The organism is Maridesulfovibrio sp., assembly GCF_963677005.1.
Classification (GTDB): domain Bacteria; phylum Desulfobacterota; class Desulfovibrionia; order Desulfovibrionales; family Desulfovibrionaceae; genus Maridesulfovibrio.
This window is the reverse complement of sequence record NZ_OY781616.1, coordinates 3310954-3330739: the sequence shown is the minus strand read 5'-3', so window position 1 is coordinate 3330739 and position 19786 is coordinate 3310954. Positions and strand designations below refer to the sequence as shown.

General features: G+C 51.4%; 9 protein-coding genes. 2 read left to right on the top strand and 7 right to left on the bottom strand.

Features of this window, described 5'->3' with window-relative positions; genetic code table 11:
* Window positions 1-32: 32 nt before the first annotated feature.
* The 4 genes from ACKU4E_RS14735 to ACKU4E_RS14720 all read right to left on the bottom strand — a co-directional run bounded on the left by ACKU4E_RS14735 (window position 33) and on the right by ACKU4E_RS14720 (window position 6098).
* Entirely contained in the window at window positions 33-1343 is a 1311-nt protein-coding gene (locus ACKU4E_RS14735) for a hypothetical protein (RefSeq protein WP_320171842.1), read from the bottom strand.
* Complete coding sequence (locus ACKU4E_RS14730; protein ID WP_320171841.1) at window positions 1340-2164, bottom strand: outer membrane lipoprotein-sorting protein; 825 nt, start codon at window positions 2162-2164, stop codon at window positions 1340-1342. Before ACKU4E_RS14730 ends, ACKU4E_RS14735 begins: the two co-directional genes overlap by 4 nt.
* Window positions 2165-2258: 94 nt before the next feature.
* Window positions 2259-4943, bottom strand: a complete 2685-nt coding sequence (locus ACKU4E_RS14725) for an MMPL family transporter (protein WP_320171840.1) — start codon at window positions 4941-4943, stop codon at window positions 2259-2261.
* A gap of 321 nt (window positions 4944-5264) precedes the next feature.
* Entirely contained in the window at window positions 5265-6098 is an 834-nt protein-coding gene (locus ACKU4E_RS14720; RefSeq protein ID WP_320171839.1) for an AraC family transcriptional regulator, read from the bottom strand.
* 1027 nt (window positions 6099-7125) lie between these two features.
* Here ACKU4E_RS14720 and ACKU4E_RS14715 point away from each other — a divergent pair.
* Entirely contained in the window at window positions 7126-8610 is a 1485-nt protein-coding gene (locus ACKU4E_RS14715) for an ATP-binding protein (RefSeq protein ID WP_320171838.1), read from the top strand.
* 305 nt (window positions 8611-8915) lie between these two features.
* On the opposite strand, the gene ACKU4E_RS14710 is transcribed toward ACKU4E_RS14715, so the two are convergent.
* From ACKU4E_RS14710 to ACKU4E_RS14700, 3 genes are all read right to left on the bottom strand, one after another.
* Window positions 8916-9656, bottom strand: a complete 741-nt coding sequence (locus tag ACKU4E_RS14710) for a 4'-phosphopantetheinyl transferase superfamily protein (RefSeq protein WP_320171837.1) — start codon at window positions 9654-9656, stop codon at window positions 8916-8918.
* Complete coding sequence (locus tag ACKU4E_RS14705) at window positions 9653-16399, bottom strand: non-ribosomal peptide synthetase (RefSeq protein WP_320171836.1); 6747 nt, start codon at window positions 16397-16399, stop codon at window positions 9653-9655. Before ACKU4E_RS14705 ends, ACKU4E_RS14710 begins: the two co-directional genes overlap by 4 nt.
* A 187-nt stretch (window positions 16400-16586) precedes the next feature.
* Window positions 16587-17912, bottom strand: coding sequence for a threonine ammonia-lyase (locus ACKU4E_RS14700; protein WP_320171835.1), 1326 nt, complete (start codon window positions 17910-17912; stop codon window positions 16587-16589).
* A 697-nt stretch (window positions 17913-18609) separates the two neighbouring features.
* On the opposite strand from ACKU4E_RS14700, the gene ctlX reads away from it, so the two are divergent.
* Complete coding sequence (gene ctlX, locus ACKU4E_RS14695) at window positions 18610-19635, top strand: citrulline utilization hydrolase CtlX (RefSeq protein WP_320171834.1); 1026 nt, start codon at window positions 18610-18612, stop codon at window positions 19633-19635.
* Window positions 19636-19786: the final 151 nt, after the last annotated feature.

Below are 19786 nucleotides of genomic sequence, written 5' to 3'. Positions count from 1 at the left end.
ACTTAATAAAGCCGCTTAACCATACAGTCAAACTAAAAACTGTAACGCAATGAACCGTACACGTTGGAGTTGTCGGAGAACTGCCCGAAGAAGGTCTGCTTCCGTGCTCCGATAAACAGGTTGGCACCGAACCCCATGGTTGTACGGTCAGAAACCTTATACTGTATTCCGGGGCGCAGATAGGCGTCCTCATCACTTGGAGAATAGTATGAGTCCAGAACAAGTGTAAGGTTCTGGTTCAACATCTGCTGGGAGAACTGCACGGTTATGACGTGGCGAAACTCATCCTTGGGATATTCGGGAGCATGAACCGCCAGATAGTTTCCGTAATCCAGCATCTGCTCCACGTAATACTGCACCTCGCAACTGCTGTCCGTCCAAAGTTCCTGCGAATACCCCACAAGATACCGGATCTGTGAGTTATCCACTTCCGAATTGGTCCCTCCCCGGCTGTCCGTGGAATCGTACCATGCCACCTCCACATTACCTATGCCCTGACCGACCTGCCCCCGGACACTGGCTCCGTAAACGTTCAATCCCGGAAAAGTGGCCCGGTCCTCGGAATCCATTCCGGCAGGAGTCTTCCAGTTGCCCCAGTAACCGTAAAGAGCCAGTTCGAAGTTATTGACGTTGCGATAGATCCTTGCCGAAACCTCGTCGTCTTCAAACCACTTGTCTGGAATATCCGTATCAAGAAGATTATCCCGTCCGACAATACGGTCCTCGGTCCCGCTCCAGTAGGAAATGTACTCGCCGTCTATATAGCGGTCCGGCTCGAATTTCGGTGTATAGACCAGATCAAGATTGGCCGCTTCGGTAAAAAAACTGACCTTCGCGGAATTGCAGGGAGCTTTGAGGTATTCCGCATCCCTGCCCATGAAAAAGGAACGCCAGTCCTTGGGAAAAAGGTCGTTCAGAAACACCAGACCGCCCGTACCCCAGGTCAGGACCTGCCGTCCGATCTTCACGTCCATGTAGTCCGTGGGACGGGAAAACATCCACAACTCACGGGTTTCATATACGATTTTGTCGGTGACGCCATCGGCCCTGATATCTCCCTTGTACTTGAAATCAGCCCAGTCGGTATAAGTGAAAATCTCCCCCTGAAACCGGACCTCGGCCATTGAAACCTGCTTTTCTTCCGGATCGTTCCGGGTGCGTCCCCCTACCCTGGTTTCAATGAAACCGTTGAATTCAGGGGTGGCGAACTGGTCAAGGAACTCAGGCAGACCATATCCGCCTTCAGTTTTTTTTGATTCCTGCGCCATGGCGGGGGCGGAAAGGGCCGTGAACATCCACAGCCCTAACCATAAAATGACAGATACAATCTTCAGAAAGTTCATCGCATCAGTTCCCGTGGAGGCCTGCGCAGGTATCTTTCTCCGAAAACACTCTCCTTGACCTGAAGGTCGTAACTCACATCGGAAAAGGTCATCACGGTTTCGCTCCCGGTTTCATGGTTTTTCACCTTTGAAACCGTTACCGTGGGATAGACCTCGCCGGTTTTATCCGACACTATTTTTTCAACCCGGACAACTTCCATGGTACGGTAGGGAGTCTCCGCTCCCTTGAAATATTCCATTTTCATGGGCAGATAATTATTCATGTCCACGTAGACCACATAATGTGTGAACTCCACGTCATCCGGATTTCTGGGAGTATTCTTGAGGACGTAACAGCCGTTCTCCACTCCGATAAATTCGTGAACATCCTCAGACAGACTGCGCCCGGAGATATCCTCATAGAGAAAATCGGAACCGGCGAAACTGGTGCGCTTGTCACCGGCGGCGATTCTTTTGACCATATCCAGGCTGGGCATATACAGCCAGCGGGAATCATCCTTGCCTGGTTCGGTGGTCTTGTGGACCAGGAAAACCATTTTCCGGACATCCGCGGGAGCCATGAAATATGTCATGTACATCTGTTTCCCATCTCCTTCGCCGACATTTTTACGCAGGGTGTTCAGATCGCGAATGCGTTTTCTGCCCTGGCTGTCGGTTATCTCAAGGTGGACTCTGCCCTTGCATGTGTCACCCTGGTAGAGAGCCATATGGTTGGCGCGGTTGACTATGGTTGCCGCGTCCGGTGGTTCCGCGCCGGCCGGGGCGGCCAGCATGGTTAAACCGAACAGAAGCATCGCTGCTTTTAATATTAATGCTTTCATTTCGAACCTCTTTTCATTTGATGCACATTGCGTTTCCAAAGAATGATCATAATCCGGCGGACCTGCGGGATGTCCGTGCGGCCGCCGGTAATACCTACCTGTGAATCTCTACGGGGACAGTTGTTGCCGTTGTTTCCTCTTCGGGAGCAGAGACTTTATCCCCGGCAAAGAACCACCTGGGGGCCAGGGTGATGACTGCCGGCATGGCCACGAGAGTGAGGACACCGGAAAGCATCATGATGGATGAAAGCAGCAGACTTGTTGTGCGGTACGGAATAAGCGACGAAACGAGCATGGGCAGGAAACCGATGGAAATGACCAGCACGTTGCGGGTAATCGCCCTTGCCGGAGCACCGTACATTCTCGGCAGGGTCTCTTCCCACGATCCGGCTTCGGCATATATTTTCCTGCTGCGCTCCACAAAATGGATCGCGAAGTCAACGGACATCCCCAGTGTGAGTACGCCCAGCACCGCAACCGGCATATCATAGTCCTTGCCGATCAGGCCGATGAATCCGTAAATGAAGATGATGGTGATGGTCAGCGGAACCATGCACAACACGCCCCACTTAATCGAACGGAAAAGGAACACGGCCATGACCAGAACGATGCCGAAACTTCCTACAAATGAACGCAGCATCCCCTCGACCATCTGGTTCTGCCAGGCCACGTTGATGTAGGTCAGGCCGGCCCAGTTATGAGAGATTTCAACAGGAGGGGGATTCCTGGCAAAATAATCGGAAACGAAACCGGTAACGGCTTCCATCACCTTGTTGTCTCCGCTTGAGAGCATGAAAACCACGCAGGCCCCATTGTAATCCGGGGTTACGTAATGCCAGAGATCGTGGGGCCGATGGCTTTGCTGAAACTGCATATAACTTTCGCCGACACCCTGAAGGGTTTCGGGAACACGATAGTTGGCTTCCTTGCCGTCGGTAAGTTCCTTATGAATCTTGCTGACCAGGTCAGTAGGTCCGATACTCTTGCCTACAAGACCGGCTTCCTCGAGAGCCTTCTGCAATCCGCCAAGGTAGTTGAGCATCTCCGGGTTCTTGAACGGCTTTAACGCTTCTTTCTCAAGGTTGAAAAAACCGGCGAACTCGTCATAAAGGTAAAAGCCCTCATCCCCGGAATTCCGAGCTTTCGCTTCAGCCAACTCCACGGCCCTTTCGAGGAAAGGACGTTCCGCGCCGGACTGTGGCGACTCCATGAGTTCCATCATGAACTGCTCTGCGGCCACGTGCGCGGAAGGGAATTCCGAGCTAAGCTTATCGGAAAAGGACATGAACCTTTCGGCCAGCCCGCGCTTTTCGGATTCGGGAAAAAGAGCTCCCTCATCTTCGCCTTCAAGGATGAGATAAGCGGGATATGTACCTTTGAAATGCTCCTTCAGGGCGGTATCCGCCAACCGGATGGGATGGCTGGGGGCAAACCATTTCACAGGGTTGTCGTTGATCTGAATCCTGCTGATTCCCCATACGGAGACAACTATCAGGACCATAAACACCGCCAGCAAGGGCTTTGCATGGCGATATGAAACCCCTCCGATCTTCTGCAGAATTTTCGCCATGAATGAAATTTCACCCGGATCCCGCTTTGAGAATCCGAAATTGCTGAAAATACGTGCAGGCAGGACCATTATGTACGCGGGCACGAACATGATGGTCAGCAGCCATGCGACCATTATGCCCAACCCGACAAACACACCGAAAATCTGAACAGGCGGAATAGGGGTAAGGGCAAGAGAGATGAAACCGGCCGCGGAAGTAAGCGAAGTATAAAGCATGGGCATGAAAAGAGTGCTCATCACCTCGGTAATTGTGTTCTTCCTGCCCTTTTCGACTGAATAGTGATCAAAAAACTCTGAAAGAATGTGTATGGAGTCAACCACCGCGATGGACATCAGGAAAACCGGAATCATGGAACTCATGATGTGCACTTCATAGCCGCAACCGATCATGGCCCCCATGGTGATAACCACGGAAAGGGTGGCGATAATCATGGGCAGGAAGGTAAGTGACAGACTGCGGAAAAACATGAAAAGCAGCAGGAAGATGGTGCCCATTGCCAGCGGAGAGGCCAGGCTCATTTCGGAAAACATCTCAATACCGATGGCATCCTGCGCCACAGGAAGTCCGGTGATGTGATACTCATCATCGCCGCCAAGTTCCCTGATCTTCTCCTGCAGGGCTGTATAGACACGGTAGCTCTGGTATTTATCTGTCAGAGGCAGATACAGGCAGATGGCGCGGCCGTCTTCCGAGGCGAGGTGTCCGGCCAGCATGGGGTTGGAAAAAATCTTTTCGCGGATCGCGTCGGCCTGCGCCATGGTCTGCGGAGGGCGCGGCATGAGCCAGTCAAAGGAAATGGCTCCGGGGCCGTCCTGGCTGATATGTTCCACCATGGACGGAGCCACCATGTCCACTTCTATGACGCCGTCCATTCGGGAAGGATCATCCGGGGAATGCCAGCGAAGTGTTTTGGCGAAATCAGCAAGCTCATATACCCGCTTCAATGTGTCCGGGTTGAAAACTCCCGACGGATTATTTTCATTTATCACTCCCAGCACCACAATTTCGGAAAGGGCGAACTCCTTTTTCGCCTCATTATGGAAAACGCGGGATGGTTCATCGGCCGGAAGCATATGTTCCGGGTCCGTATCGATGATCACCTGCGGAAAGAATGATCCCGCCAAAAAAGTCAACACAATGAACATGATGATGGTGCTCCAGCTCCATCTGGTGGCAAATGAAATCAGTTTTTCTTTTATCTGGTTCATTATTTCCTCTATTCGGCCCAACTTTAGTTAAGCAGCTTAATTATACCTGTAAAAAAAATCCCTGAACGGATTCAACGCTTGAACACAACATACCCGGCCGCAACAGGCAAAACTACTCCGTGACGCATAAAAAATGCCCCAATCGCATTTACCGATCTGCAAATAAAAAGGGTTCCGCTGAAAAACAGCGAAACCCCGGATAATATCGGCCACAGCCCTGATCTTATAGTTTAAAACGGCTGCATTGACAGAGGCCGTTTGATCAAAAGCTTTACGGAGCTATTGAAACAGATTACCGCCGCCGCACGCTCCAGACAAAATTCAACTTAAAATCCTTTTATTACGTGCTGAAGTTAGAAATTTTTTAGGCAACACTCCGTACTTCTTCTTAAACGCGGCACTGAAATGGCTTAAATTGGTATACCCCAAGGCCCATGCGGCCTCGCTTACATTCATATCACCGCCCTGAAGAAGCAGCTTGGCTTTACTCATCCTGTATTCCTTCAGGAATGCAAAAACGCTCATTCCATAAAGCAAATTAAATCCGGTCCTGATCTTACCGATACTGATCATATGGGTCCGGGAAAGCTCGGTCATACTGGGAGGGCAATCAAACTTTTCCTCAAGATGTTCCCGTATATCCCTGATCTTATCCATTTCATCTGAGGAAAGTCCATAACCCTGTCTTCCTGCTGATTCTTCGCACTTCATCACCTGCAGCCCGATAAGCTCAAGGGCTTTGCCTTCCAGATAGACCCTGCCGCATCTGCCGCCGGCCAGCCCGTAAAACAATTCACTGGCGGCAGCCTGTACAACCGGTTCCAAAACGTCATGCAAAAGAAAATTATGACCGGTATTATTTTCAAGTGCCAACTTCAAATCATCATTTACGTAATCCATATCTGAATCAAGAAGCTCATGCAGTAATTCCGGGCTTGAATGAATATGAAGGCTTCTCACCCGCCCCGGCGACACCGGCTTGACCACACCGGAAATTTCATCCAGAAAACCGAATCCTCCGCTCCCGGCAACATTTTCAACATGCAACGGACCAAGCGGCGTATCGGAAAGTTCATTGACCATGCCGCCTTCAAGAAAAAAGCCGAAATCGATGTAGCGATTCTTTTTCTGATAACTGAAAGCCTTATCTCCCAAAAATTCAGTTTCAAATGAACTGACCCTTAATCCCGGCCTGAGCTCAAGTTCTCTCCAGCATGGTTCACATCCGAGTGCGCTAATGGAATCGTCATATCCATCAAACTTCCGAACTGCACTCAGCTTAGAAGCCTCATTTATGCCGCAACACACTTTGCTTACACCCGAAACACTATTCCCTGCCACTTGCATACCCCCGGAAAACATCAAAACTTGAATTTGAGAATCATTTGCTTTAGTGATATAGTTAACCAGCTTAACTGTCAATCCGGTTTTTTAGTTCGATAAATTTTTATATTTCAGTCTAGGGTAGTTTTCCTAAGGGATGGGGGATGACCGTTTTTTATTATGCATGCCCGATGCAATGGTCTGATTATGTGAAGAGCTCTGGCTTGAACGGTCTGTTCCGTCCTTCGTTGATCTTTGTCACTGTTAAGCTGTTACTTCTTTTAGCCATAAGAAAGCCGCTCCTGTTTTAGACCCAACAGAAGCAGCCTTAGATACAACTATTGTCTAGTATACGACTTTATTGTTCTCCAACAGGAAGGCGGTTTTTATCAAACTAATTTTCATTTTATCAGACTTTATTTTCAGCCCACAAACCTTGTGAGGGGGGGCAATAAAGCAGGAAGCAGAATTGTGTATAACAACTTGATTTTACAAAGCTAAAATTATGAGTATTAAAAATAAAGTTGGAAACTATACAGCCCTATTCATCCGCATCACCAGATGCTAATACTTGATCTACAAATTTTTTTAACTTTTCAGGCTGACGGACAAATGCGCCCAAAAGTCCTGCAGCTAGATAAGCGGCTTCAGAGATTTCGTCTGTGTCATTTTGTTTTCCAAATAAATATTATGAGAACCATCACCGCATACAACAAAAGCAGAATTCATAGTTCTTAAAAAAGAAGGAGCTGCAGTCCAAGACTTTGCTGCGAGGTGGTAATTAAATAGCTCGACTCCGAAAATGTCGAGATGAGACTTTATCGGGAAATTTTTAGCCGTCATTGACCGGAGAAAAAGCGTGAGCGAAACACAATTTATCCCCAGCGTATCAGTTCCGAATTCCAAGTTTTATGCGGACACGGTCACTAATTTTGTCCGCAACCTGTGTGAACTAGAAAAGCTTAACAGAGGTTCTGTTAACAGGCTTTGCCTTGTGGTAGAAGAGGCCTTCATCAACGCCGTGTCCCATGGTATTCCGGCGGGTCACGACAGCCTCCTCAAGCTTAGCGTTTTTTTTCAGTCAAACAAGACAATCGTCTCCCTGCACTATCACGGATACCCGCTTGACCCGGATATGCTGCCCAGTATCCCGGCAGCCGCCAACGGCGAAGCCGCCCCCGGTCTCGGCCTGCTGTTTATGTACGGAGTCGCGGAGCGGGTCGAATTCATCAATCACGGCTCCAAAGGTCAAGAAACGCGGCTCACCCTCCATATGGGAGATGAACTGGACGTTCCGCACTCTCCTGAAGCACCACCCGCAGTCGAAAAAAAAGTCTCGCCCCCACCCGCCTACTCCGTGCGCAAAATGCGGGACGAAGAAGCCGTGGAGGTGGCGCGTATGGCTTACCTTGCCTATGGCGACACGTACCCGCACGAGAATATTTATTTTCCTGAACGGGTGCGGGAGATGAACCGTCAGAAAAGCATGGTATCCCTCGTGGCCGTAACCGACAAAGGCGACGTCATCTCTCATGCAGCCCTCATCGTGAATGAAAAGGAGTACCCGGGTTTTGGGGAGCTTGGTCTCGGCTTCACTAAGCCGGAGAGCCGCGGCTCCGGGTGCGCCGGGCGAGTATGGAGCGCATTGCTTGCAGAGGCCCAGGCCATGGGGCTGTACGGTGCGTTCGGCATGGCTGTGACCAGCCACCCAATCACGCAGAGGTGTTGCCACAAGATGGGCCTCAAGGATTGCGCGTTTCTTGCGGCGGGGGCACCACCCGTGGACTTTCAAAAGCTAGCCAACCTGGAAAACCGGGAAAGCTTCCTGCTGCAATTTAAGCTTTTTAAAAAATTAAATCCGGCACCTCTGTACCCCCCTTCCGCCCACAAAGAGATGATTAGCACGCTTTGTGGCCAACTTGGCGTTATACCTACCTTCTCTTCCTCGGATCACGACCTCGTCCCCGAAGGCCCCGGAAGGATGAGCGTTGCCACTGAGCCAGCAATGGGCATCGGCCGGTTTTCGGTTCTGGAGATCGGAAAGGATACATTCTCCAGGGTCCGAAGCTTGAGCCTGTCCATGTTGATCTCGGGATGCGCGTCGCTGACAGTGCTCATTCCGCTCAATTCGCCGCATGCACCATGGCTGGTTGAGGCCCTGGAGTCCGAACCCGGCTGGTTTTTCGGCGGCGTCATGCCGGACGCTAAAGTTGGTTTCAACCTGATTATGCAGTGCACGGGTAAGTACAGAATAGACTATTCCCGTCTTGCCGTTGAGGGCAGGGACACAAGGCGTTTTTTGGAGTATATTAAAGAGCAGGACGAGCAGTCCCGGAAAATTTAGACTGCGCCCGGATCGTCGAACCCGAAGGGGTGTCGGGTATTGTGCCTCGATTTCAAGAGAGCAGTACGCAACCATCAAGAACGACAGCAAGTCTCTGGTCCGTGCTACGGTTTCCATGGTGGACGCACTCAGCCGAGGGAAAAGTACCGAAATAACCGACACTACAAGCTACAATAATGGTGTGAAGGTTGTACCGGCCCTGCTGTTGAAGCCTCAGATCGTGACTCCGGAAATGTGCATGAAGTATTTAAAGATGATCCCGTCCTGAAGGATGTGGTTAAATAGTCAGATATATCATCGGTAGTTTATATTTTCTGCATATGGTCGTTTTCCCAACACACGCACATATGAAGCCCGGAAGAAAAGCCGGAAGTGAAGCGCCAGCCCGGAAGAAAGTTTTTCTCAATTCGAGGGGTGTCCCCGTGAATATTCCATTGCAGATTCACGGAATTGGGGTTTTGCGACAACCCGGAGCCGATGGCTTTGAGATAGGCTTCCTTGGCCGTCCAGAGTTGATAAAAGGCATACTTCATTGCTGAGGGTGAAAGCGGCTTTAAAAAGTGCAATTCTTCCGGGGTACAGATGGTTTCAAGCATGGTGGTAATGTCCGGTAGTGTTCGTTCGTATTCAATATCAATCCCGATCCTTCCCGTGCGATGGGTGGCCAAAGCAATGCTGTCGGAACTGTGCGACATATTAAAGTCGGCCAGAGACGGATTGCTTTTTTGTTGAACTGAAAACGGTTTCCCGTACGAAGTACATCCAATGCGGATTTTTTCAGGAGGCTCGGCCAGTTCTCCCGCAAGCCAGAGACGAAGCAGGACCCTGCGCGCTGTATATTCTTCTCGATGCCGGGCGAACCGGTATTTTCCAGCTCGGGACATCTCTTGAGAGGACAGGAGATGTCCCAGCCTGAGCAGGCGGTGCCGATCCTCGGGCAAACGCACTACAATAACATCCACCCCTTCATCCGGTTGAAATAATGCCGACAGGTCGCACCCGGACTCAAGAGCCGTTTCGCTCATCCGGTCAAGGCAAGTATTCATTTTTTTTTAATGAATCCAGATTCAAGGTAGTAGTTCATATACCTCCTGAACAGTTGCGCAAGATTCGTATCTTCCTGAGTATGCGGAGTCGGGTGAAGTTTCAGGAAGTTGTTCTCCAGAGGATCCGGGAAGCACGGAGTTTCCCTGGTGTACAACCCCTTGAGCATATACAGCGCAGAGCCTTCCGGGGCTTTTTCCAGATACTCGGCATCCCACTCCTGATGGCTGATAATTTTGACCGGATATCCGTTGTTCTCGATGAGGCTCATCAATTCCTGCCAGGTTAGACGCAGAACTCCGCTCAAGTTCCAGTTTCCGTTTGCAGCCTGAGACATGTTGATCAACCGGGTGATTTCAGATGCCAGAAAATCCACCGGGGTAATTTCAAGTTGCCGCTCCCAGTCAGGAGCTACTCCGGTTTCAACGCTGGCCCGGATGAGCAGGGAAAGATGGTTCCGGCTGTGGTCAACCAGTCCGCTCCGGGAGTGGCCGGTCACATATCCGACCCGCAGGATGCGTGCATCGAAGCCGTGGGTGCGCATGCGTTCCGTCAGCCGTTCACCGGTCCATTTGCTCAACAGATAGCCCGACCAGTTCGGGTCAGGCTGATCCCCCGCAGCAACGGCTCCCGTGGTGGAGATGAAATCGAACCGTCGTATACCCGTCTTCACCGCAAGTCGGATGAGCTCCAGCGTCCCGAGTACATTGGCCTGTCGATGCTGGGCATAGCCATACAGATGATTGACCATGGCACCGCAGTGCAGGATATGTCCGACGGTGTTCGCAACAAAGTCCAGAGCCCGGTCTTCCAACGCAAGACCGGGAGCGGACAGATCCATGTTATAAACCTGCAACAGTCCGCGAGCTTCCGGCTCAAGGGTAATGCTTCGGGCGTTCAGGGCTCTTTCCAGTGTTTGTGCCGGATCAAGGCCGTCTCTTGGTCGGATCAGGGCCACGACCGGCTGTTTTTTATTGCAGAGCAGGTTCTCCAGAATGTGGGTCCCCACAAATCCGGCCGCACCTGTCAGTAACACCGCCTTTTTATCGGCATCAACGGGCAGTGACGGACCGGATTTCCAATCTATGGCCAGGCGTGAGTCACTGTATGCCTGATCAATGGACGAATCCTTTTGTGCTCCGTGTTCATCGTCTTTGCACAATTCTGCAAGGTATCCCAACGTCGGTTTCTGCAAAAAGATCGGCAAGTTTATTTCATGCCCCTTTTCTTTGCGCAACTCCACAATCATCTGCATGAGCAGGAGCGAATGTCCTCCGCACTGGAAAAAATCACTGTCCGGGGTGAATTGATCGGGTGCTTGCCCGAGCAACCGCGCCCAAAGTACCGCCAAATCCTGTTCCGTCTGATCAAGTTCTATTTGTTTCGTTGATTCGGGGGAGGATATTCCGGTCGGCTGGCCGAATTCCGGTTCCGGGAGAGACTTGCGGTCCACTTTTCCGCTCGGGGTGACCGGGAGTTGATCGCGCTTGAAAATTCTCGCCGGGACCATATAGCTCGGGAGTACTTTTTTAAGGGCCGTTTGGATTTCTTCCGGATCAGGAGAGGATGCATCCCCTGCGTAGTCCGCGATAATGCACGGTCCCTGCGGGCTTTGTTTAAAATAGCGCGCCGCAGCAAAACGAACTCCTTCCAGACGCATGATCGCCGATTCGATTTCGCCGAGTTCGACCCTGAATCCTCTTATCTTGATCTGGTGGTCTGTGCGTCCATGGTATTCCAGTAAATTATCCTGCCCCCAGGCAACGATATCACCGGTACGGTAAAGCCTTTTTTCCTGAACCAACTCCGAAGAGACAAACCGCTCGTCCGTTCTTTCCGGTTCGCGCAGGTAGCCGTCGGCCAGGCAATCTCCGGCAATGTGCAACTCTCCGCACAGCCCGTTCGGAACAGGCATTCCGGCCGGGTTGAGCAGGTAGTAGCGGGTATTGCTGATCGGGCATCCGATGGGCACAATATCCGGTCCTTGTCCGGGTTCTTTTTCCGGGCACGGTTGTGCGCTGCTTTCCCCTGTTTCTGTGGGACCGTACAGATTGTGGATTTCAACGTTAAGTTTGCGTTTGCAGCGGTTGACCAGAGTCTGGGGTAACCCTTCGCCGCTGCAAAAAATGCGTTTCAGATGCGGCAGTTCGATTTTATCGCCGCTGTCAAGGTAGTCGAGAAAAACAGACAGCATGGCCGGCACGAAGTGAACGTTGTTGATTCGTTCCGACTCAAGCATACCCAGTATGCAGGCCGGGTCCCGGTGGCAGTCCGGACCGGAGACAATCAAGGTTGCTCCGCAGGTCAAAGGCCAGAATATTTCGCCCACCGAGACATCGAAATGACAGGGGGTTTTGAATAAATATTTTTCCCCGGTCGTCAGTCCGTACTCTCGCTGCATCCAGCAGACTCTGTTTACCGCCGATCGGTGGCTTACCACCACACCTTTGGGCATTCCCGTGGTGCCCGATGTGTAGAGGATGTAAGCCGGAGCATCGGGGGAAATTTCTTTCAGGTTTACGGGCGAAGAGTTCGCGAGGCTGTCGAATCGCATGAGAACGCGATCAGGAATACCTTGAATATTGTTCGCATCTTTGCAAATCACCAAAGCAGGTCGAGCGTGGCTGTATATGCGGGACAGACGTTCGGCAGGCATGTCCGGGTCCAGGGGGAGGTAGGCGTAGCCCGCTTTGAGAATCCCCAGCATGGCCGGGACCATCTCAGGACCGCGCCTGAGATGGATTCCGATGCAGTCTCCCGTCCCCTGCGGGGGCCCCGCTTTTGAAAGCAGGCCGTATGCCGTCTGATCGGAGAGCACATCAAGTTCCGCATAATCGAGGACTTTCCCATCACAGACAAGGGCCGGACGATCAGGATATTTTTTTACGCAATCTTTAAAAAGCCTGCCGAGTGAAACTGCCGGGTACTCTGCCCCGCTTCGGTTGGCCTTTATCTCCGTCAGGTCAGTCGGCAGCAGGCCGGACAGCATGTTGCGCAGCTTCATATCCGCGCCTGCTCCTGCCTGTTCGGCCAGTTTTTTTGCTCCATGCACAAAAATATCCACAAGGACTTCTGCCGTATGCCGTCCCGGTTTTTCCTGATTGTATTCAAGAATGATCTCAAGTCCCTGTTCCTGCCTGTTAAAACAGAACAGCAGAGTATCGAATTTGGCGCTCCCATTGAAAAGCTGCTCCAACTCGTAATTCTGTCCCTGCCACGAGCCGTTCATGGACATGGAATTTTCCATCGCGAACAAGGCCCGGAACATGGGGTTGCCGCCCTGCCGATTTCGTTTGTCCAGCATTTCCGCAAGGGCATCCAGCGGAACTTCCTGCCGGTCGAGCATGGCCAGCGAATCGCGCTGGTTATTGTCCAGCAGGCTGTTCAAGGTTGTCGTGTCCGTAAACCGGGTGCGAAACGGAGCGGTCACCACCAGAAATCCGATCAGGTCGTCCGCGTGCGGAAATAAGGGGCGCGATGAAACCGGAACCCCGACGGTCAGGTCGTCCTGCCCGCTCAAGGCAAATATGGATGATTGGTACAGCGCCAGCAACAGGGCGAAGAGAGTCGCGTTTCTCTCCCTGGCGAGGCTGGAGAGGGTGCGAATTGTGTCGTGGTCGAGTTGACGGCGGATCAGGTTCTCCTCGGAGCGGCTTTTCTTCAGAACTGAGTGCGGCCAATGAATTTCAGAATCCATGTCCTTGAAATGCTCGGCAAGTTTTTGAAGATTTTTTTGTGACTGCGCGCTTTGCATGGACTCCCGCATGGCATGGGCATAGTGGCGGTACTGCATGTGCGGCACCGGCAGAGGAGGTCTGCCTGCGGATACGGCGGCATAGCTGCGTCCAAGCTCCTTGAGCAGGACATCATAGGAATTGCCGTCAAAGACGATGTGGTGGATATTAAAATAAACAGCACTTTTCCCATTATCGCTTTCAATCAATCGAATATCAAAAAGCGGATATTCTTCAAGGTCGAAAACCTGTTTTGCCCAACGGCTGCATGTTGCAGAAATATCGTTTTCAACCACCTTTTCAAGAGGGAGTGAATACGGTTGATGTGTGTTGATCCGTTGAAACAATTCGCCGTGTTCAAATAGGAAGGTGGTCCTCAGGCTTTCATGCCGTTCCAGCAGCCGGTTGAGCGCCTCTTCCAGGAAAGCATGATTCAGAGGACCGTCAAACCGCGCCAGAAACGGGACATTATATGTCGCAGGCGGTTCGGCATGATAGGTGTAGTACATGGAGCGTTGCGCCGGGGATGCCGGGACCGTTGTCACTTGGGTTTGCGGACATGTTCCGGGGAGTGGATCATGTCGAAATTCTTCATATTGCACAGCAGCGCGGGTTTCAATGCATCGGGCCAGTTCTTCAAGTACCGGGTGTTCAAATACATCCTTGATGGATAGATCCCGGGAAAACGCCTGCCTGCACAGCATGACCATGCGGGCGCCAAGCAGAGAGTCGCCCCCGAGCATGAAGAAATTGTCGCGGGCCCCCACAGACGTATAGTTCAACAGATCGGACCATATTCGTGCCAGCCGTCGTTCGGTTCCTGTTTTCGGCACCACCATATCATCGCGGTCCTGTTGATCCGGAACAGTGTCCGGCGCGGGAAGAGCCTTGCGATCGGTCTTGCCCGTGGGGGACAGCTTGAATTCATGCATGTGGATAAAGCGTGAGGGGATCATATATACCGGCAAGGTGCATGCGAGATGTTCCCACAGAACGCGTGTGGCGATGGGGTTGCCGTCGCCGGTGATATAGTAGGCGGCCAGTTTTTTTTCTTCCCCTTCTCCATAAGCCAGCACCACACTTTCACGGATGCCGGCATGCTTTTCCAGTACGGTTTCTATTTCTCCGGTTTCTATCCGAAAGCCTCTGATTTTGACCTGAAAATCAGCTCGTCCCAGATAGTCGAGGGTTCCGTCCAGCCGTCGCACCACAAGGTCACCGCTTTTGTACAATCGTGAGTGGGCCCCCGGGCCGATCTCCCTGGCAAAAGGGGAGTCGCTGAATCGTTCACGATTCAGGTCGTCTCTTTGAAAATATCCGCGCGCAACACCGGCCCCTCCGATATACAGCTCACCGGGAATTCCCGGGGGCGTCGGCTGCAGCCTGCTGTCCAGGACATAAAAAGAAAGATCGGACAACTTGTCTCCGATGGGGGAGAGCGCGCTTTTCCTCTTGAGATCATCAGGGGCGACTTCATGGAATGTGGCATGTACGGTGGTTTCGGTGATGCCGTACATGTTGATCAGTCGGGGCGCATCCCATGGATGGCGCAGCCACCATGATTCAAGTCTAGCGATGTTCAGGGCCTCACCGCCGAAAATCACATAGCGCAGGGTCGTGCAGGAGTGCTCCGCATGTTTGTCCGCCTCGGAAAATTGATAAAACGAGGAAGGAGTCTGGCTCATGACCGTGACGCGTTCCCTGCGAACCAGCTCATGGAAGCGATCCGGTTCGCGTGAGGTGTTGTACGGAACAAGCACGAGGCGTGCGCCGTGCAGAAGCGCCCCCCATATTTCCCAGACGGAAAAATCGAATGCATATGAATGAAAGCAGGTCCAGACATCCTTTTCATTGAAGTTGAACAGGTTTTCTGTTGTGTCGAAAAGGCGGACAGCGCAACCGTGTTCAAGCATGACCCCTTTGGGTTTTCCCGTAGACCCTGAGGTATAGATGACATAGGCCAGATTCGTATCCGTGGAGATGGGATCGGGCCTGGTCGCCGGGTAGGAGGACAGATGCTCCCAACCAGTGTCCAGAGAGATTATGCCGTAGTCCCCCTCCACCATGTAGAGCAGATTTTCCAGGTGGCGCTGTTGGGTCAGGATGATCCTGCAGCAGGCGTCCTCCGCCATGAATTTTAGGCGGTCTTCGGGATATCGGGGGTCCAAGGGTACGTAGGCTCCTCCAGCCTTCAGCACGGCGAGAATACCGATGATCATGTCCGAGCTGCGGTCGGTTGAAAGCCCGATCAACTCATCAGGCCGCATTTTTTCGCCGGTGGTGAGTTCATAGAGTGCGCGAATGGCGTGGGCTACTTTGTTGGAACGTTCATCCAGCTCCTGATATGTCAATTCCCGGCCTTGACAACTGACGGCAACCCGTTCGGGAAACGCGGCGGCCTGCTCCGCGAACAGTCCGTGCAGGGTGCGCCCGGTGCAATCGAACTGCTCCGCTACATTCCAATTTATCAGTGCATCCTGCCTTTCCTGTTCCGTGAGCAATGGAAATGCGAACAGACTTTGTTTCGGATTTTCAAGACAGTGTTCAAGCAGCATTGAGAAATGAGCAGCCATTTGTTTCAAAAAAATCAAACTGAGAAGATCCGCATTTGCTGCGATAAAAGGCGGTTCGTGCGATTCCGGTTTTTGAATAAAAAGAAGGGATTCGTCGTCCGAAAAAACGTCCACGTTGTCTGCAACCGCGATTCGAAGCGATTTCCCGTTGATGGGAACGGTGCCTGCTTCCGTTTCTGAATCGCGAAATCCGGGTGTTTCGGAAAGGAGGTTCAACAAATCCTTAAATCCGGTCTCTTGCGAGATGGATATTGACCGCCTGCCCGAAATACTGAGGGAGGCGTTGTATTCCAGCCAATCCAACTCTTCCTGCCCTGAATACCTGGCAATCAGAGCCGCCCATGCCGCAACCATGATCAAACGGGCATTGGTGTGCGGGAAAAGATCTTTTATTTTTTTTAAGGTTGCTTTCGAAAGGGTGATATCTGTTTTATGCATAGAAAAGTCTGTATTCGGCGACATGAAAAGTTCCTTCATGCGAAACGGAGCGGTTTCTAAGTGCCTTAAGCACATCCGGGCACCTTGTTACTTTTCCGATTTTGAGTGTTCTGCTGATGAAATCGAGCCCTAAAAAAAAATATGCAACCATTCGGTTGTTCAATCAAAAAGGAAGTCCAACATCTGTTTATTGCATGCGCTTCGCTTCAAAACCTGCCGCGTTAAGTTTCTTTACCACGGACTCCACATGCTTGTTGTCCCTGGTTTCGATGATCAGTTCATACGCTGTGGACATGGGCGAAGCCGCGTGGAAAATGGGATCGTACTCAAGATTGACCACCTCGGCACGGTTTTGCGCGATCACCTTTGCAATCTCCGGGTAAATGTCTCCGTGTCCGTTATGGGAAACCACACGAATCTGCGCCAACTGTCCCTGATGAAACATGTCGCGTTCCAGAAGAACGGCAAAAAGACGGGCGTCGATGTTACCACCTGTGATGGGCGTTGCTACCTTCTTACCGGAAAACATGCCGCCATGTTGCAGGAGTGCGGCCACACCTACGGCCCCGGCTCCTTCTGCCACCAGTTTCTGCTCGCTCCATATGCGGGTGATGGCATGGGCAATGTGCTCTTCGTCCACCACAAGCACATCCTCCAAAAGACGCTCGTCAATGGACCAGGGCAGCTTGCCCGGAGTATGCACGGCAATGCCTTCGGCCAACGTCTCGCCGCCGGTCCTGACCGGTTCATGGTGCATCATCTGATGCATAGCCGCATAATTATCCGCTTCAACCCCGTAGACTTTCAGTTTGGGATTGAAATTCTTGGCCGCAGTTGCGCACCCGGCAATCAATCCGCCTCCGCCTACAGGTACAAGCAGAATTTCCGTCTCGGGCTGATCCTGCATAATCTCCAGTCCCACTGTTCCCTGTCCGGCAATGACCAAGGGATCGTTAAACGGGTGAATGAAGGTCAGACCGTCTTTTTCGGCCTTCTGCAATGCAAACGCCAGAGAGTCGTCGAATTCCTTCCCATGGAGGATTACATCTCCGCCCAGGCTGCGTGTGCGGCGAATCTTGGTGTGCGGCGTTACTTCAGGCATGACGATTACCGAGGGGATTCCGAGCAATTTGGCATGGTAAGCCACGGCCTGGGCATGATTCCCCGAACTGGCCGCGATTACCCCGTGTTCCCGCTCTGCCCGGCTGAGTGTCACCATCTTGTTATAAGCTCCGCGCTCCTTGAATGCACCGGTATACTGCATATTTTCAAGTTTGAGATATAAATCCGTCCCGGTTCGTTTGGAGAGCATGCCCCCTGCCACCAAGGGAGTTCGTTGAACATGGCCCTGAAGCCTTTGTGCTGCTTCCTGAATTAACTTCGGAGTCACGCGCGGAGAGTCATTTTCGGCAAAGACCCTGCCGACCAGACCCGGCATTGTCAGTACCACCGTGCCTGCCAAAAGCGCACGAATACAATCTCTTCTATTGATGCCTGTGGTGCTGAAAGCCATTTTATTTCTCCGGGATAATGGGGCTTTATTTAGAGACGGGACCCGCATGTTCCCTGTATGAAACGTTCTGTTGGGAGTTCTTTTTTCTGTAATCTCAATTTTCAGTCGACTCAAGGATAAATCATTTTTTATGAATTCTATTAAGAAATTATAAATCGTTTCGGCCCCTTTAAAAAGGGCAATCTGCCGCTGTTCCAGCTTGCGGCAAAGGGCGAGGAGAAAACAGGAGCCGAGGAATTGGGAGGGCAGAGCATATAATGGCGGATGAATTTGCCGTGGACCGCGAGCTCGCTGTTCAGAGCGCTCCAATAGAGCCAGAAGCAGGGCACAAGAATGGAGCCTAAGGAGAGCATCCGTCTGGCGAACCAGTCAATCCGCTCTGGCGCTGTGCCAGGTAGACGCTCCAAAGATAGAACACGCTCCAGTTGATTCAACTGGGCAATGGGAGACACGAAAAAATAATTTGCGCTTTTGATGAGGAGCGAAGAGGATTGTAGACGCAGTATCTTGTCGCTGATGAGTTGGCGTGTTAACAGGACGGTGAAGCTTGGAAGAGGACAAAAAATTGCGCCTACGTTGTGGAGAGGTCCGCCGGAGAGTCTGGAAGCTCACTAAATTATTCAGGAGTGCAACCCTTGGCTCGACTGATGAAGCAGCCAGGGAGATCTAGCTTGTAACTTCAAAATCCGAGGGGAAAATGAAACGCATTTCCTTTAAATTATCAACATATTGTTTGGCTTTTTTATTACTGTTTGGGTTTGTTTGCCAAGCACAGGCAAAGGGTCTTGAAACCGTTGAGCGGGAACAAAATACCGATACCGTGCTTATGGTTTCTCCGGACGATTTCGGCTTTAACGCCCAGACCGCGGAAAGCAATGCATTTCAAAACAAGGACGACAACGCCTTGAAAGCTCGAAATCAGGCATTGGAGGAGTCGAACAACATGGCGGAAAAACTTCGCATGGCCGGGGTAAGCGTTATTGTTTTACCCAGCCGGAAAGATGTTAAAACGCCTGATGCGGTGTTTCCCAATAATTGGTTCTCGACTCATGAAATGAGTAACGGGGAACGGGTTCTGGTTTTGTATCCCATGCTGGCACCAAACCGCAGGGCAGAAAGGCGGCCGGAGCTTCTTGAAAAAAATCTCAAGACCGCGGGTTATGAAATAACCAAAGTGATTGATCTGACGCCTTGGGAGGAAAAAAACGAATTCCTGGAAGGAACCGGAAGCCTGGTCCTTGACCGGGTCAATGGAGTGGCCTTTGCCGTGCTTTCCCCAAGGACCTCGGGAAAGGTGCTGGATCAGTTTGATGAAGCCATGGGCTATGATTCGGTAAGGTTTCACAGCGTGGATAAGAACGGCAAGGACGTATACCATACCAATGTGGTTATGAGTGTGGGCAAGGAGTTCGCTGTTGTTTGTCTTGAATCGGTTAAAAATGAAAAAGAGCGAAAGGCGTTGGTAGAGGCTTTGGAAAAGCGGGGGAAGAAGATTATTCCCATCAGTTTGGAGCAGATGTATCACATGTGCGGCAACATTATGGAGCTGAACTCGAAATCCGGCGGAAAGGTTCTTTTGATGTCACGGACGGCGTTTAATAATTTTACGGATGGGCAAAAGAAAGAACTTTCAAAATTTTGTAAATTGCTTCCCGTTGATATTGAAACCATTGAAAGAATCGGCGGAGGAAGCGCGAGGTGCATGGTCGGTGAAGTTTTTTAAGGAATTTGGGGCCGTCGCGGTAATTTCCTGAAGGATATACACGCTGAACATTATATCATATGTTTTTGGATAAACACTGTTACAGGATTCCGCAGAAACCTGTTGCAGCGAGCCAGACGGAGTAAAACTATGAATCATCTGTAGTTTGTAT